Raw genomic sequence first — 14757 nt, 5'->3', positions numbered from 1 at the left:
GTCCCTCTGGCCCGGCGCCTAGCGGATGTTCGGGTCGAAGGTGAAGATCACCAGCGTGCCCAGCAGGACGGTGAAGACCGTGGCGGTGTACAGGAGCATCTTGAGCCAGAAGCGGGTGTTCGCCCGTTCGGCGTAGTCATTGATGACCGTACGGAGGCCGTTGGAGCCGTGGAGCATGGCGAGCCAGAGCATCGCCAGGTCCCAGACCTGCCAGAACGGCGAAGCCCAGCGGCCCGCCACGAAGGCGAAACCGATCTTGGAGACGCCGCCGTCGAGCACCAGCTGGATCAGCAGGTGGCCGATGACGAGGACGACCAGGACGATGCCCGACAGGCGCATGAAGAGCCAGGCGTACATCTCGAAGTTGCCACGCGTCGACTTCGGGGTCTTGCCGGTCCGCTTGCGCGGGGGCTCGATCACCGGGGCCGGGTGGTCGACGTCGTACAGGCTCACGCCTTCGACGTCACCGATCGCGGAGGAGGTCTCGGTCGACATTGGCCTCAGCTCCCGAAGATTTCACGTACGGCGTGACCGAGGACGGGGTACAGGGCCCCCACCATCAGCACGATCCAGATGCCCAGCACGGTCCAGAGCATCTGCTTCTGGAAGCGCGGGCCCTTGGACCAGAAGTCCACGGCGACGATCCGCAGACCGTTCAGCGCGTGGAACAGGATGGCGGCGACCAGGCCGTACTCGAGGAGCGCGACGATCGGGGTCTTGTAGGTGTTGACGACGTCGTCGTACGCCTCGGGGGAGACACGGACGAGAGCGGTGTCCAGGACGTGTACGAACAGGAAGAAGAAAATGAGGACACCGGTGACTCGATGAGCCACCCAGGACCACATGCCTTCCCGGCCGCGGTACAGCGTTCCAGCCGGCACGGAAGAACCCTCCGGGAGCGGGGATTGGGGTCGGCCGGCTTGACTGTCGGTCTGACCCGGCCGGGTACGGTCCACCGGCCCCGGCCATGGTAGCGACGCTTTGTCGGTTCGTTCGCGCCGGGGCCCTTGCTGTGATCAAAGAGGCAATCGATCAGCCACGGACGGGCTAGGGGTTTCCGGGCCCGGGACCGTGTCCGGGGAGGGCCCCGTCACCAGCTCGATGATGCGTCCCCGGGCGAGCCGCCGCATCTCATCCGCCGTGACCGAGCGCTCCTCGTCCGGGTCGTGGGCCAGCCGGGCCCTGATGCCGGCGAGCACCTGGTCCACCTGACGGGAGGGCCGGTGGCCGTCCAGGCAGATCACGAAGGCGTGACCGAACCTGGTCACGTACGCGGCGTGCGCCGCCTGCAACGCCAGACGCGCCGCACGGGGCGCGTCCTCGCGCAGCGAGGGGCCCGCCTCGCCGGCGAGCGCCTCGGCGACATCCGTGGGAGACAGGTCGTAACCCGCCTCGTCGGAGGCGGCGAGCAAGGAGTCCAGATCGGGATACGGGCGGTACGAGGCCACGCGGTGCGCCCAGCGGGTGCTGCCGCAGCACTCCAGCAGGACGGCCTCCGCCACCAGGAACGGAGCCGCGTTGAACCGGGCGAGTCCGGGCGGGGCCGCCGGGGCCTTCGTGGCCCTCGTGGCCCTCGTGGTCTGGAGGGGCGGGGTCTGATCCCCCGGGGTCTGGTCCCCTGGGGCCTGGTCCCCAGGGGCCTGGTCCACGGGGTCCTGGAGGTACGGGTCCTGGAGGTACGGGTCCTGGTGCGGCGGGGCGGACGCGGGGCCGTGGTCGCGGACGGGACGGGCCGTCCGGCGGCCGGTCTGCCGCACCTGCTCCGGCATGCCGCCGGTGGTGGGCTCGCTGGACCTGGACAGCGTGAACTCCTCGGACGAATGAACATCAGGACCCTGGAGAGGGGTCGGAAAGGCCGGAAAGGCCGGAAGGCAGCGACGTCGCACGGGGGACGAAAGTGAAGGGAGTGGCGTATGTGCCGCAACGGTAGCGAGATCAGAGGACACCCGTCCGGCGGAAACCAGAAAACCACCCGAAGGAGAGAGTTTCGGAACGTTTGACTGACATCCCGTCCGATCGTTGCATCCCTCGATCGGGCTAAGCGAGCGCCAGTGGCCGGTGCTCGCGCGTCAGTGCGCGTATCTCTGCGGCGTGCGCCTTTGCCTTGGATCCCGCCGGCCCCTCAGGCCCCTCAGGCTCCCAAGGCATCTCGGGTCCTGTGCGTCCCTCACATCCCTCACGTCCCCCACATCCCTCATGTCTCTTGTGCCCCTTCTGTCCCGCCCTCCACGCCCCCCACGCCCCGGAGGTCTTCACTCCATGTCCCCCTCACGCGGTGCCCTCGCCGGAGCGGCCCTCATCACCGCCGCCGCGCTCGCCCTCGTCTCCTGCGGTTCGGGTGACGACGGCGGCTCCGAGCCCACCGGGGACGCCGCCTCGTCGGCGTCCTCCATATCCCCCTCGTCCCCCGACGCGTCCACGCCCGCCGCCGGTTCCTCCTCGCCCTCCCCGTCACCCACCCGCAGCTACGCCCTCTCCGCGGCACCCCGCACCATTCCGGCCGTGCGCGAGCACACTGCCGCGCGCGGCCCCGGCTGGAAGCCCACCTCCTCCGGTGCGGTGGTCGTCGCCGACGGCAGCGGCGCCCTCGCCGACGAGGCCAGGCTGCTCGCCAAGGAGCTGCGACTGAGTTACAAGGGGGAGGCCGCCGCCCGTTCGGGTGACGTCGAGCTCTCCCTGGACAAGGGAGCGAAGACCGGCGCCGAGTCGTACACCCTCACCGCACGGGACGGCCGGGTGACCATCAGCGGCCCCGACGAGGCCGGCGTCTTCTGGGGCACCCGCACCCTCAAGCAGTCGGTCGCCGCCGACGGCACCTTCCCCGAGGGCGTCGTCAACGACCGGCCCGACCGCCCGCAGCGCGGCTTCAACCTGGACATCGCGCGCAAGCCGTACAGCGTCGACTGGATCGAGGACCGGCTCCGCGAGATGGCGGACCTCAAGATGAACCAGTTCGGCCTGCACTTCTCGGACGACCAGGCGTTCCGCATCGAGTCCCGCTCGCATCCCGAGGTGGTCTCCCAGGACCACCTGAGCCAGGCCCAGGTGAAGCAGATCCTCGCGCTGGCGAAGAGCCTGCACATCGAGGTGGTCCCCGAGATCGACTCGCCCGGACACCTCGGCGCCGTACTCGGGGCCCACCCCGACCTCCAGCTCCACAGCGTCTCCGGGGCGGTGTCCAAGGGCTCCCTCGACATCTCGAAGCCGGGGGCGGCGAAGCTGATCGACGAACTGCTCGACGAGTTCACCGGCCTCTTCGGCGGGAAGTTCTGGCACCTGGGCGCCGACGAATACCAGGCGCTCACGGTCCCGGACCCCGGCGCCTCGTACCCGCAACTCCTCGCCGCCGCCCAGCAGAAGTACGGCGACGGAGCCACCATCGAGGACCTCGCCACCGGCTGGCTCAACGACCGCGCCGCCGTGGTGCGCCCGCAGGGGATGACCGCGAAGGCCTGGAACGACGGCCTCTTCAGCGGCGGCACCGTGCAGGCCGACAAGCGGATCGAGATCGAGTACTGGACCGGCAAGGAGATCGGCGCCCGCGAACCGGAGGCGTACCTGAGCGAGGGACGCCCGGTGGTGAACCTCAACGACGAGTTCCTCTACTACGTGCTCGGCGAACCCAACGAGTTCGTCTACCCGACCGGGAAGCGGATCTACGAGCAGTGGACCCCGCTCGTGCTGCGCGGCACCCAGCCTGTCCCGGCGAAGTACTCCGACCAGATCCTGGGCGGCCGGTTCGCCGTCTGGGGCGACTTCCCCAACGCCCAGACCCAGGCGCAGGTGGCCGAGGGCATCCGGATGCCGCTGAAGGCCACCGCGCAGAAGCTCTGGACGCCGGGGAAGCCCGCGCTGAGCTGGGCGGCGTTCACCGGCCTGGCGGGGGAGATCGACGGGCGGGGGTGAGGCGGCGGGGGAGGCGGCGAGGTGAGGCGGCGGGGGGAGGCCGCCCGCCTCCGGGGGACATACGGAATCAAGCCATCCGGTGGCCGGGGAGCGGGACGGCCACCGGGAGCCCCTTCCGGGTTCCTTCATCAAAATCACGCCGAACAGGAGTCATTTTTCCGGATTTCTGGGATTGTTGTGGCTGGTGGGGTGCTCCGGCGGCGCCCTGGCGCGCGTTTTCCGGCCGGGGCGCGGTGACGTATTCACGCCACCCGGCGCTGTACGCGACACAGAAGACCTGGGGGTACGTCATGAACCTGTGGGACCTCATCGCCCGCGCCGACGCGCGTGCACTGGCCGCGAGCGGCCTGGCCTGCCTCGACCGCTGCCTGCCCCCGGCCCCGGAGGGCGACGGTCCGGAACCGTTGCGCCCGCTCTGGGCGAGCTGCGAGGACGGCACCGCGTGGGCGGCCCGCCTCGCCGCCGCACGCGAAACCGTCGCGGCCCTGGACCCGCCGACGGCTCCGGTGATCCCCGCCCAGACCGCCTCGGCGGCTCCGGGCGCCCCGGACCGCCCGGACGGCTCGCTCCCGCTGTCGGGCGGCGTCTCCGGCCCGGGTTCCGGTTTCGGCCCCGGCGAACCGCTCGCCCGCATCAGGGCGGTGCTGGACGCCGCCCCGGAGACCTTCGAGGCCGCGCCCCTGCGCGTCTGGGCCGACGCCTGCTCCCTGCTCTCCCTGGAGATCCACCGGCGGGCCGACCAGCCGCCCGCCTCGGACGCGGACGCCGCTGCGGCGGTCGCGGTGGGCGAGTCGGGTCCGGACGAGGCACCGGAGAGCGGCGAACGGGAGACCCTGGAGCTGCTGAGGATCGGCTCCGCCGGAGCCGAGGCCGACGCGGGCCCGCTCGTCGCGGGCGAACTGCGGCGCCAGCGCGAGCTGCTGGAGATCCTCGCCGAGACCGCCGGCTCGCCCGGCAGCGGCGCGGGACTGCGGCGGGCACTCGACCACTCGACGGAGGGCCGCCGGGTGCTGCGCGCGGTCATGTCCCGCCGGGCACGCAACCAGGCGTGAGAGGGGGCGGGGGTGCGCCGACGCGGGTGATGCCGTCGACGCGTCCTGGGCCTCCGTGCGACGTACGTACTGGCATCCGGTGAAAAGGGGCCTCGCGGCAGCGTAAGTTCGGGATGCTCGACGCGGTGCGCAGCCGCCGGTCGGCGCGGGCGGAGCGGAAGAACGGCCGAGGCCGCCACCCCTGGCTTGATAGTGCTCAAGTAGGCCTCTGAACAGGCGTTTTGCAGGGCGGCTCGGTGTTCTCGTCTTCTGTGTGGAGCCGTCCTTGTGCAGGTGTTTCTGGCTGTCCTGCCCGCCGTTGGTCACGCGTTGGTCATGTGACCAACGCGTGACCCTGTCGTGGCCGTAGCGTGCGCACCTGGGCGTCAGGTGCGGATACCGGCACCTCGCCAGCATGGCCCGTCTCTCCTTGGGTTCTCACGGTCCTCGCAACACCTACATCTGTGGGAGTTGCGGGGATCGTGGGCGTTGAGCGGGTTGAGGGCCGGCGTGCGCGGCGAAGCCAATGGTTCGCTCCAGCCGTCGGTCGCCGGGTGGCCGCCTCCGTCTGGGGCTTCACCGACCGCGGCACTGAGCTCCAGCGCCAGGCACTGTGCCGGATCCGCGACCGCCTGGCGCACACAATCGGCGAGCTCGCCAGTCTCCAGGTGCCCGCACATGGTGGCGAGGAGGCCGCAGTTCCTTCCACCACTGGCCCAACTTTCACCGACGGAGAGGTATGACGAGTGTTATCGGACCCGCGTGTCCACACGCGTAAATGGGCCGCAAGGCATCCAATCCGTACAGGGTTGATCATGGGAGTGCTCTTCTATCTCGTGGAGATCCTCGCCACCACCGACGCTCTCGGTTCCCTGCCGTTCGCCGTCGCGATCGCAGCGATCTTCACTCTGACCGCCTTGAGCGAGAGGCGACGACGGAAGAAGCGCAGGTTGCCACTCTGACGTAGAACTGGGTGATGCGGGGCCGCTCCCGGCCTCGCATCACCCATCGCTCTTTCGGGTCGACCGCTCATCGCCACGGGCCGCGCGGTCGACTCCATGTGTGTCGAGTGGCGCCGCCTTCACGAGGGCGGCATGCGGATGTGAGAGCGGGAGGGACGGGCGGTGGTGCCCTGGTCACCACCGCCCGTCCCCTTCGCCGCTCGTCGGCACGTGTCGCACTCAGCTGTGGGCGGATGTTCGGAGCCGAGGATGCGGATCACCGCGGCCCCGGCCAGGTGCGTACGGCTGGCACCACCTGACCGGGGCCCCGAGCGCCTCAGCCCTGCAAAGCCAGGGACCTACTTGCTGTAGTCGCCCATGTGGCCCTCGTGGCCGTTCTGCTTCTCGTCGTGGCCGCCGTAACCGCGTTCGTAGCCACCGCCGTTGACGCAGGTGTTCCCGAAGGCCGGGTTCAACAGGCCGATGATGTTGAGGGAGTTCCCGCACACGTTGATGGGGATGTGGATCGGGATCTGGACGACGTTGCCGGACAGCACCCCCGGCGAGCCGAAGGCAGCGCCCTGCGCTCCGGCGTCCGCGCCGGCCGTGCCCGCACCGGCGAACATCAGGGCGCCAGCGGCTGCGGCCAGAACCACCGTGCTTCTCAGCTTCAACATTGAGATCTCCGCACTTCCGGTGCCGCCGCTCGGTCGCGGCAGTCCCTTCCACGATGCGGGCCCGCCTGCCTCCAGCGTGCCGACACGCCTGGCCACCGCCCAGGGCCCCCTGTACGGCGGCCCTCCCGTACGCCGTTGGCCGCACCCGGTAACCCGCGGACCGCTGTTCGGTCGCGGACCGGGTCAGGCGGTGCGGGCTGCTCCGAGTGTGGGGTAGAGGTGGAGGAAGGTGTCTGCGCCGACGATCTGGAACAGTCGTTGCACGGTGGGGGAGGGGTTCGCGATCCGTAGATGGTCATCGAGCGCGGGTGAGCCGTCGGGGCGCTGTGTCCTTGCGGTCGGGGCGGGGTATCGAGGGAGAGTGCGCGGGCCCGTGCGATGATCGTGCGCCTGTTCGTTCCGGCGGCTTTCGTTCACTCCTCTGGAGTCCCTGTGCGTCAGACTCTCCTCGCTCCGCTCTCGCTCATCGTCGGCCTGGTCACGATCGCGGGAGCGAGCCCGGCGCTCGCCGACACCACCGGCACCGTGTTGCCCGTCATAGCCTCGATCGTCAACGACCCTGACGACGCGGGCTTCCTGGAGTTCCACGCCACGTCCGACACGGCTATCGACCCCGCATCGATCACCGCGCAGCTCACCTTGCGTGTCTCGGGCGACCGGCCGGTGAGGACGGTTACCGGATTCACCCTGGTCTCCGGTACGGCGGAGGACGGCACGTGGCGCTCCGGCCGGATGGTGCTGGGCGCCCACGGCGTCTGGGACACGGTCCTGGACTTTTCCGACGCCGACGGCGATCACCCCGCCTACCTCGGCCAGACCACCGTCCGGTACGAGAACCTGCCCGTCTTCACTGACGCGGCCCTGGACCGGACCACGGTGGACTTCGAGCACCAGACGGTCACCGCCACAGGGAAACTGGCGACGTTCGACCCCGCCACCGGAGCCACCACACCCGGCTGGACCGAGAGCAAGGTCTTTCTCGCCGGGACACGGGGAGTGCATCCCTACGAGGTCGCGGCCGATGTCCAGGCCGACGGGAGCTACCGGGCCACAGCTCCCCTCCATAGCTCCGTATACGCGTACGCGGTGCAGCAGGACGCGCAGACGGTCAGCACCGACCCCGTCCAGGTGGCCACGACGGTGAGCCCGACCCGGGTTCTCTTCGACAAGGCCGCCGGTACGGCCGTGCGCGGCAGCTCCTACACGGTTGGCGGAACCGCGCAGTACCTGAGCCCCACGACGAACACCTGGACACCGCTGACAGCCGGTGACCCCGATACCGAAGTGCTCCTGATGGGCCCGAACGGCATCCACGCCCACGAGCTCAGTGCCGGAGGCCGGTTCAGCGAGACGCTCGACACGGTGACCGGTGACACCAGCTGGACCGCGCTCGTCGGAGGCTTCGGTTTCCTTCAGGAGGGCACTGCGCAAGCCGGCCTGCACGCCCTCTCGCGCTCGGTCCTCACCTGGGCCGACTACACCTTCACCGGCGCCGGGACCATCAGGGTCAAGGGCACCCTGCGCGCCTCGGCGGGCGCGCTCCCCACCGGGCGGGTCCAGCTCCAGCAGTCGGCCGACGGCCGCACCGGCTGGAAGACGGTGGCGAGGGTGACCCCGGACGCCAAGGGCGCCTTCGACGCCTCGTACGCGCTGCGAACGCCCACCGGCTACCTGCGCCTGTACTACCCCGGCAGCGCGAACGCCACCGCGGCGACGATCGGCACCGTGCACCTGACCCGGGCCGTCACCCGCATTACCGGCTTCAACGCCTCGCCCGAGCCGGTACGCAAGGGCCGCATCCTGACCGCGACGGGGATCCTGCAACGCCCGAACGGCTCCTCATGGACCGCCGTAGCCGGCCAGCGCGTCACCATCCGGTTCCGCCGTGCCGGAACTGCGGCCAACACCACCATGGCGACCGTGACGACGGACAAGAACGGCAAGTTCACCGCCAAGTTCACCGCCAAGCAGGACGGCACCTGGAGCACTGCGTACACCGCGACCAGCGCGTACCTCAACACCACATCCGCCGGCGACTACGTCGACGTCCGCTGATCACATCCGGCACGAGCGGGGCGTCACCACCGAAGAGGGCCCCGCAGGTCCGCTGCAAACGTACTTCAGGCCCGGGGCGACCCGGGCCCCGGTCGTCCGCCCGGCAGACCCGCCCCCAGCAGCCCCGACGTGACGGTGAGACAGGTCACGGTGAGGAGCCGGCCGCCGGCCACGTCGGTGAACCAGTGCGCGCCGAGGTAGACCCGGGTGAGGCCGACCGCGACGGCCCGGGAGGCGGGCAGGTACCAGCAGGTCCGGGCGGGGGCCGGGGTGGCGGCCCTCGACGAGACCCGCCGCTGCGGCACCCAGTACCGGGCGGGTCCGCTGCCGGTCGCGGTGATCCCCCGGGCGAGGGTCGTGACGACCGATGGCCGGTGCACCGCCGACCACCGGCGCAGACTCTCGTCCAGGGAACATGGGGCCCGTGCCGGAGGGCGGCCAGCCGGGCGAACACAGCCGCGCCCAGTTCTGCTTGTGGCCCTACACCACCAACACCGAGCGAACCCAGGCCCTGACAGACTTCCCCCACAACTGCAACCACTACCGCTGCCACGCCGCACTCGACGGACACTCGCCCATCCACCGTGTGAACGACGCTGCGGGTCAATACAGTGGAATTGGCGCTACACGCTGTTTTCCCTCGTGCACCGGGGCGAAAGCGGGTGATGATTGGCCGCGTTGGTCACGCGTCGGCCGTCCGAGGGGTGTTTGGCCTGCATATTGCCAGGTCAGAGTGGGTTCTAAGGAAGACGGCCAAAGCCGCCACCCCCCACAGGAGAGGCCTCGGCCGTCTTCCACGAAGCCGCAGCGCGGCCCCGTACTCCACTCAGCGCCGCGGTCGCGTTTTCTGTCACACCCGGGGCCTGCCGACGGTTTGTTGCGACTTGTACAAGCCATGGACGCGACACCCGCAGAGCACGTAGCGTGCTGATCGCGCAGGGTGGCGCAGCGGCGGTGACCAGCCGCGATTCGGGACAGCAGGGCGGTTGAGGAGTGCTGGGGGACGACGCGGGGCTGACCGCCGCGGTGCTCGCGGCGCAGGGCGGGAGCGAGGAAGCCTTCCGCGTTGTGTACCGCGCTGTGCAGCCACGGCTGTTGGGGTACATACGAACGCTGGTGGGGGAGGCGGACGCGGAGGACGTGGCGTCCGAGACGTGGTTCCAGATCGCCCGCGATCTGGGCCGGTTCAGCGGGGACGCCGACCGGTTCCGGGGGTGGGCGGCCCGGATCGCGCGCAACCGTTCCCTGGACCATCTGCGGATGCGCGGGCGCAGGCCCGCGATCGGGGGCGACGAGACCGAGTTGACGGGGCGTCCGGCGGAGTCGGACACCGCGGGGGAGGCCATCGAGTCCATCGGCACCGAGCGGGCCATGGCGCTCATAGCACGGCTCCCGCAGGACCAGGCCGAGGCGGTCGTGCTGCGGGTGGTCGTCGGGCTCGATGCGAAGAGCGCCGCACAGACGCTGGGCAAGCGGCCCGGTGCCGTACGCACCGCCGCGCACCGTGGCCTGAAACGGCTGGCGGAGATGCTGGGAGGGGAGCAGCGGGAAGCGGAATGGGCCGGTACGGTCCCTGGGGGGCCGATGAACGACGGGCCGGAGCGCGGTGCGGGGAGCCGGGACGGACCCGGGCCGGAACTCGGCGCCGTACCGGCGCAGCGCCTCGGGCGAGGTGGTGTGGCGGCGCCCGCGGGAGCGGTTCCCGGAGTGACGCATTCGCGTCCGTGGACGCAGAAGGACATGTGATGGCCGACGATCGGGACGAGTGGCTCGACAGGGACGCGGCGGAGAAACTGCTCCGCGGCGAGCCGGTCGTGCCTCCCGGGGCCGAGGCGCGCTCCGCCGCACGGAGTCTCTCCGATGCGCTCGGTGCGGCCCGCTCGGGATCGTCGGCCGATGATGAACTGCCGGGTGAGGAAGCGGCATTGGCCGCCTTCCGGCAAGTGGGTCCGGTGCGCGGGACGCCCGGTCCTGGGCGCCACCGGCGGCCCGTCGGGCCGATCCCGGAGGCCGGTACGGCCCCGGGCGCGGGCATGCTCGACCCGGTGCGGCTCGGTACGCCGCCCTCCCCGCCCCGCCGCCGGGAGCGGCCCCGCTTCGGCCGGCCGGTACGCATCGGCCTGGCGGCCTCGCTCGCGGGCTGCGCGCTCGGCGGCGTCGCGGTGGCGGCCGGTACGGGCGCGCTGACCGGGGCGTTCGGCGGTGCGGAGCACGGCCCGGCGAGCACCGTGTCGGTGGCCGCCTCGCCGGACGGACCCACGCCGGAGGCGTCGGGTACGGATGCCCCTTCCGGCGCCCCGACGGGTACCGGCGGTACCTCCGGCGCAGGCCCCGGCGGAAGCGTCCCGGGGACGGGCGGCGGTGGCGCCACCTCGGGCACCGGCGGGACGGAAAGTCCCAACATCACCGGAGGCGGCGGGAGTTCGGGTGTCCACGCCAACGGTGACGGCGACGGGCACGGGTCCCCGGACCGGGGCACGTACGGCCGCTCGGGAGGCTCCGGCTCCGACTGGTACGCCGAGGCCGTGGAGGACTGCCGCGACTACCGGGCCGGAGACCTGGACGAGCGGGAGCACCGCGGCCTCGCCGAACTGGCCCGGGGCGAGAAGAACATCCCGGAGTACTGCGCGGGGATCACGGCCGCGTACGCCGGTGGCTCCGGCGCGGGCGACGGCCCGGACGGGGCGGCCCCGGACGGGGCGGGACGCGGCTCCGGCGGCCACGCCGGTGACGGCAAGGACGAGTGGGGCCAGGGCGCTTACCAGCAGGGCCAGTCGTCCGCCTACTCGCTGCGGAACGCCCCCGCGGGCGGACCGGCAGCCGCCACCCTTGCCGCGGCTCCGGACGCACCGGCTCCGAAGGCGGGCGCACGGCCGGGCACCGGCACGGAGGCAGCCACGAAGACGGGTGCGGAGAGCGCTCCGGCGCAGGCGCCGCCCACGGGCAGTACGTCCGGTGGGACGGGGGCCACGGACCCGGGTGCGAACGGCTCCGGCCGCGGCCACGGCCCCGAGGCTGCCGGGCAGCCCGGCAGGACGGAGCCGGCCGGGCGGGACGCGCGGACCTCGCAGGACGGGTACGGCGGGCAGGGCGCCGGACGCGGATCCGACGGGTACGCCGAGCCCGGCTCCGGGACCCCCGACCGCGCCGCCTACGGGCGGATCTGACCGCTCGTCCGCCGTGCCACCGTTGTGGGACCAGTCACATCCGGCCGACAGCTGTGACGTTTTCCGGATGGGTGACGCAGTAGGAAGTGAGCCGACTGGTCATCGGCGGCGCATCGAGCCGGGGTTCCCCCCGTACCTTCGGCTCCGCGCATCGGCGCGGGCGGGACACGTTCCCCCGGTCCCGTCCGCGCCCCTTCTCCTCCTCTCCTCCTTCGCGCTTTCTCCTTCCTCGGTCCCGTGGCCTGAAGCAGGGGCCGAGTGTGCTGCCGAGCACGGTGGTGCCTGACGTCGCGTCAGTGATAGATCACGACCTTGTCGCCCTTCTCCACCTGCGCGTAGAGAGCGGAGATCTTCTTCTCGTCGCGGACGTTGACGCAGCCGTGGGACGCCCCGCTGTAGCCGCGCGCCGCGAAGTCGGCGGAGTAGTGCACCGCTTGGCCGCCGCTGAAGAACATCGCGTACGGCATCGCGGAGCCGTACAGCGTGGAGACGTGGTGGCGGGACTTCCAGTAGACGGAGAAGACGCCCTCACGCGTCGGCGTGTACTCCGAGCCGAAGCGCACGTCCATCACCGAGACCACCCGGCCGTCGATCATCCAGGCCAGGGTCCGGCTCTCCTTGCTGACGCAGAGCACCCTCCCCTTGAGGCAGCGCGGGTCCGGAGCCGCCACGGGAAGCTCGGTCGGCGGGTCGAGCTCGGTCGCGGTGGGCGTACGCGTGGCGGCCAGCAGCCGCTGCCAGGTGCCGGAGTCCGTCCGGCCGGTCACCGCGAGGCCGCGCTTGCGCTGGAAGGCCTCCACCGCCTGGGCGGTGAGGGTCCCGTAGTAGCCGGTGGGGTTGCGGGTGAAGTGCCCGGCCTGCCGCAGCCGGGCCTGGAGTTCACGCACCCGCGCACCCTCCGAGCCGATGCCCATCAGGACCGGGGCGGACGCCGAGGGCGCGGGGGCGGCCGGGGTGGACGGTACGGAGGGAGCGGACGGCTTGTCGTCGGAGGTCCGGGACGCCGCCGGAGTCCGTGCCGGAGTCCGTGCCGGAGTCCGTGCCGGAGTTTGTGGCGACGAGGCCGGCTGCGCGGTGGCGGTCCCGGTGGCCGCCCGGGGTACGGGTACGGGCGAGGCACTCGTACCGCCCGTCACCTCCACCGGTGTGCACCCCGTCGCCAGGACCGCCCCGGCGAGCAGCACGACCGCGGTCGCGGCGGCCCTCCGCGCGGGCCGGCCGCCGAGCCCGTACGTACGGAGCGGCGGTGGAGCCGGGGCCGGTGGTGGTGTCGATGTCGAGGGTGGACGTGTCGCTCGTGTGCGTGTCACTTCGGCCTCCCCATGGCCCGCAACGCCCCGCATACCGGTGTTACGGGGGACGCGTTCCCACCCCGCACGGTTGCCGAACCTCGTACGACGGCGACACGAGGAACCCCGCCTCCCGCGAATGCGCTCGTCCGGGTGGATTGGAATCCGGCCCCCGCCGGGCCCGGCGGCCCGGGTGGACCATGGCACGGGGACGGCCCGACCGGCCGGACACCCGACCGGCCAAGAGCCCACAGGAGCATCCGACATGGCAGTACCGGACCCGGACCTGACCGAAGCCGCCGACGAACCAGCAGCCGCCCTCGACGGAGCCACGACCGCCGATGCCGCCGCCCTCGAAGCGACCGCACCTGCCGACGAGCCGGCCGCCGAGGAACCACCTGCCGACGAGCCGCCCGCCGACGAACCACTGGATCTCGCCGACCGGGACCTGGTGCGCGATCCGTTCACCGCCTACGCACCCGTCCGCGCACGCGAGCGGATGGTGCGCGGACGCACGCGGGGGGTCGATCCGATGTGGGTGGCCACTCGTTTCGACGACATCCGCACGATCATGAGCGACCCCCGCTTCACCATGGACGCCACGGCCGTGCCCGGCGCTCCGGTCGCCCACCGCACGGAGCAGACCTGGCAGGCCCGCGGGATGCGGCCGGACCACGAGAAGTACCTGCGCGCCGGGATCTTCGACGCGGACGGCGCCGACCACCGCCGGCTGCGCGGACTGGTGACCGCCGCGTTCTCCCCGATGCGGGTGGCCGCGCTGCGCCCGAGGATCGAGGCCATCGCCCACCAGCTGATCGACCGCCTGCCGGAGCACGCCGAGAACGGCGTGGTGGACCTGGTGGAGCACTTCGCCCGGCCTCTGCCCATCACCGTCATCTGTGAACTCATCGCCGTCCCCGAGGCCGACCGCGACCGCTGGCGGGCCCGGAGCGCCACCTTGACCGCCGGGGTCTGCGGCGAGGAACTCGGGGACGCGCTCGCCGGCATGGTCGACGACGCTCACGCCCTGGTGGAGCACCACATCCACCACCCCGGCGCCGACCTCGTCTCCGATCTCCTCGGCCCCGAGCGCCGCGACCGGCTGAGCACCGACGAACTCGTCGCGCTCGTCGTCAATCTCGTCGTCGCCGGGCACATCACCACCGTCAACCTCGTCGCCAACGGCACCGAGGCGCTCCTCACCCACCCCGAGCAGCTCGCCCGGCTCCGGGCGGACCCCTCCCTGATGCCGCACGCCGTCGACGAACTCATGCGCTACTGCGGCCCCGTCGTACGCGCGCTGCCCCGTTATGCGGTCTGCGACACCACCGTCGGCACCACCCCGGTGCGCGCCGGAGAGGCCGTACTGCCCATCGTGTCCGCGGCCAACCGCGATCCGGCCGCCTTCACGGACCCCGACCGCCTCGACATCACCCGCACCCGCCGGAGCAGGGAGCACCACATCGGATTCGGCTACGGAGCCCACCGCTGTCTCGGCGCCCACCTCGCCCAGGAGGAGACCGCCGTCGCCCTCACGGCACTGCTCGGCCGGTTCCCCGGACTCGGCCTCGCCACCGCGCCCGAGCACCTGGAGCGCGGCACCAATCCGGTCAACTGGCACCTGACCGCCCTCCCTGTCCGGCTCTGACCAGGGAAGTTCCGTGGCGCCGGACCCCGGCCCCTGGACAGTG

At 71.7% G+C, this 14757-nt stretch carries 13 protein-coding genes and 1 pseudogene; 8 read left to right on the top strand and 6 right to left on the bottom strand.

Annotated elements, in window-relative coordinates:
- Positions 1 to 18: 18 nt before the first annotated feature.
- From ACWCSV_RS12640 to ACWCSV_RS12630, 3 genes are all read right to left on the bottom strand, one after another.
- Positions 19 to 495, bottom strand: a complete 477-nt coding sequence (locus tag ACWCSV_RS12640) for a succinate dehydrogenase hydrophobic membrane anchor subunit (RefSeq protein WP_327177609.1) — start codon at positions 493 to 495, stop codon at positions 19 to 21.
- A gap of 5 nt (positions 496 to 500) precedes the next feature.
- On the bottom strand, positions 501 to 881 hold the full coding sequence (gene sdhC, locus ACWCSV_RS12635) for a succinate dehydrogenase, cytochrome b556 subunit (RefSeq protein WP_327177610.1): 381 nt from the start codon (positions 879 to 881) through the stop codon (positions 501 to 503).
- 135 nt (positions 882 to 1016) lie between these two features.
- On the bottom strand, positions 1017 to 1505 hold the full coding sequence (locus ACWCSV_RS12630; RefSeq protein ID WP_451141514.1) for a 2-oxo-4-hydroxy-4-carboxy-5-ureidoimidazoline decarboxylase: 489 nt from the start codon (positions 1503 to 1505) through the stop codon (positions 1017 to 1019).
- Between the two features lie 754 nt (positions 1506 to 2259).
- Between ACWCSV_RS12630 and ACWCSV_RS12625 the strand changes: the two genes are divergently transcribed.
- The 3 genes from ACWCSV_RS12625 (at position 2260) to ACWCSV_RS12615 (ending at position 5899) form a co-directional block, all read left to right on the top strand.
- Positions 2260 to 3906 carry a family 20 glycosylhydrolase gene (locus ACWCSV_RS12625; protein WP_451141334.1) on the top strand — a complete coding sequence of 549 codons (1647 nt, stop codon included), beginning with the start codon at positions 2260 to 2262 and terminating at the stop codon, positions 3904 to 3906.
- 233 nt (positions 3907 to 4139) lie between these two features.
- Entirely contained in the window at positions 4140 to 4958 is an 819-nt protein-coding gene (locus ACWCSV_RS12620) for a hypothetical protein (protein ID WP_451141332.1), read from the top strand.
- 794 nt (positions 4959 to 5752) lie between these two features.
- Positions 5753 to 5899 carry a hypothetical protein gene (locus ACWCSV_RS12615; protein ID WP_451141330.1) on the top strand — a complete coding sequence of 49 codons (147 nt, stop codon included), beginning with the start codon at positions 5753 to 5755 and terminating at the stop codon, positions 5897 to 5899.
- A gap of 338 nt (positions 5900 to 6237) precedes the next feature.
- Here the strand turns inward: ACWCSV_RS12615 and ACWCSV_RS12610 are convergent, their stop codons facing one another.
- Complete coding sequence (locus ACWCSV_RS12610; RefSeq protein WP_451141328.1) at positions 6238 to 6555, bottom strand: chaplin; 318 nt, start codon at positions 6553 to 6555, stop codon at positions 6238 to 6240.
- Positions 6556 to 6987: 432 nt separating this feature from the next.
- Here ACWCSV_RS12610 and ACWCSV_RS12605 point away from each other — a divergent pair, with 432 nt between their 5' ends.
- The gene (locus tag ACWCSV_RS12605; protein ID WP_451141326.1) at positions 6988 to 8610 is read left to right on the top strand and encodes a hypothetical protein; all 1623 of its coding nucleotides are present in this window, start codon (positions 6988 to 6990) and stop codon (positions 8608 to 8610) included.
- 65 nt (positions 8611 to 8675) lie between these two features.
- On the opposite strand, the gene ACWCSV_RS12600 is transcribed toward ACWCSV_RS12605, so the two are convergent.
- Positions 8676 to 8990, bottom strand: coding sequence for a phosphatase PAP2 family protein (locus tag ACWCSV_RS12600; protein WP_451141324.1), 315 nt, complete (start codon positions 8988 to 8990; stop codon positions 8676 to 8678).
- Between the two features lie 98 nt (positions 8991 to 9088).
- On the opposite strand from ACWCSV_RS12600, the pseudogene ACWCSV_RS12595 reads away from it, so the two are divergent.
- The 3 genes and pseudogenes from ACWCSV_RS12595 to ACWCSV_RS12585 form a co-directional block, all read left to right on the top strand.
- Positions 9089 to 9220 (top strand): annotated as a pseudogene (locus tag ACWCSV_RS12595) (IS481 family transposase); the annotation flags it as partial.
- A gap of 383 nt (positions 9221 to 9603) precedes the next feature.
- On the top strand, positions 9604 to 10356 hold the full coding sequence (locus ACWCSV_RS12590; RefSeq protein ID WP_451141322.1) for an RNA polymerase sigma factor: 753 nt from the start codon (positions 9604 to 9606) through the stop codon (positions 10354 to 10356).
- Positions 10356 to 11777 carry a hypothetical protein gene (locus ACWCSV_RS12585; protein WP_451141320.1) on the top strand — a complete coding sequence of 474 codons (1422 nt, stop codon included), beginning with the start codon at positions 10356 to 10358 and terminating at the stop codon, positions 11775 to 11777. Before ACWCSV_RS12590 ends, ACWCSV_RS12585 begins: the two co-directional genes overlap by 1 nt.
- A 293-nt stretch (positions 11778 to 12070) precedes the next feature.
- Here ACWCSV_RS12585 and ACWCSV_RS12580 read toward each other — a convergent pair whose 3' ends face one another.
- Complete coding sequence (locus tag ACWCSV_RS12580; protein ID WP_451141318.1) at positions 12071 to 13120, bottom strand: L,D-transpeptidase family protein; 1050 nt, start codon at positions 13118 to 13120, stop codon at positions 12071 to 12073.
- Positions 13121 to 13331: 211 nt separating this feature from the next.
- On the opposite strand from ACWCSV_RS12580, the gene ACWCSV_RS12575 reads away from it, so the two are divergent.
- Positions 13332 to 14714 carry a cytochrome P450 family protein gene (locus tag ACWCSV_RS12575; protein ID WP_451141316.1) on the top strand — a complete coding sequence of 461 codons (1383 nt, stop codon included), beginning with the start codon at positions 13332 to 13334 and terminating at the stop codon, positions 14712 to 14714.
- Positions 14715 to 14757: the final 43 nt, after the last annotated feature.

The sequence above is a fragment of the Streptomyces sp. NPDC001770 genome (assembly GCF_053596135.1).
The sequence above is the reverse complement of the archived record's forward strand: the minus strand, read 5'-3'. Positions and strand labels throughout refer to the sequence as shown.

What these genes read in the sequence shown, in the direction of transcription:
- ACWCSV_RS12610 (WP_451141328.1), bottom strand. Translation starts at nt 6,555, where the DNA reads ATGTTGAAGCTGAGAAGCACGGTGGTTCTGGCCGCAGCCGCTGGCGCC.
- ACWCSV_RS12615 (WP_451141330.1), top strand. Translation starts at nt 5,753, where the DNA reads ATGGGAGTGCTCTTCTATCTCGTGGAGATCCTCGCCACCACCGACGCT.
- ACWCSV_RS12640 (WP_327177609.1), bottom strand. Translation starts at nt 495, where the DNA reads ATGTCGACCGAGACCTCCTCCGCGATCGGTGACGTCGAAGGCGTGAGC.
- ACWCSV_RS12585 (WP_451141320.1), top strand. Translation starts at nt 10,356, where the DNA reads ATGGCCGACGATCGGGACGAGTGGCTCGACAGGGACGCGGCGGAGAAA.
- ACWCSV_RS12580 (WP_451141318.1), bottom strand. Translation starts at nt 13,120, where the DNA reads ATGCGGGGCGTTGCGGGCCATGGGGAGGCCGAAGTGACACGCACACGA.
- ACWCSV_RS12575 (WP_451141316.1), top strand. Translation starts at nt 13,332, where the DNA reads ATGGCAGTACCGGACCCGGACCTGACCGAAGCCGCCGACGAACCAGCA.
- ACWCSV_RS12625 (WP_451141334.1), top strand. Translation starts at nt 2,260, where the DNA reads ATGTCCCCCTCACGCGGTGCCCTCGCCGGAGCGGCCCTCATCACCGCC.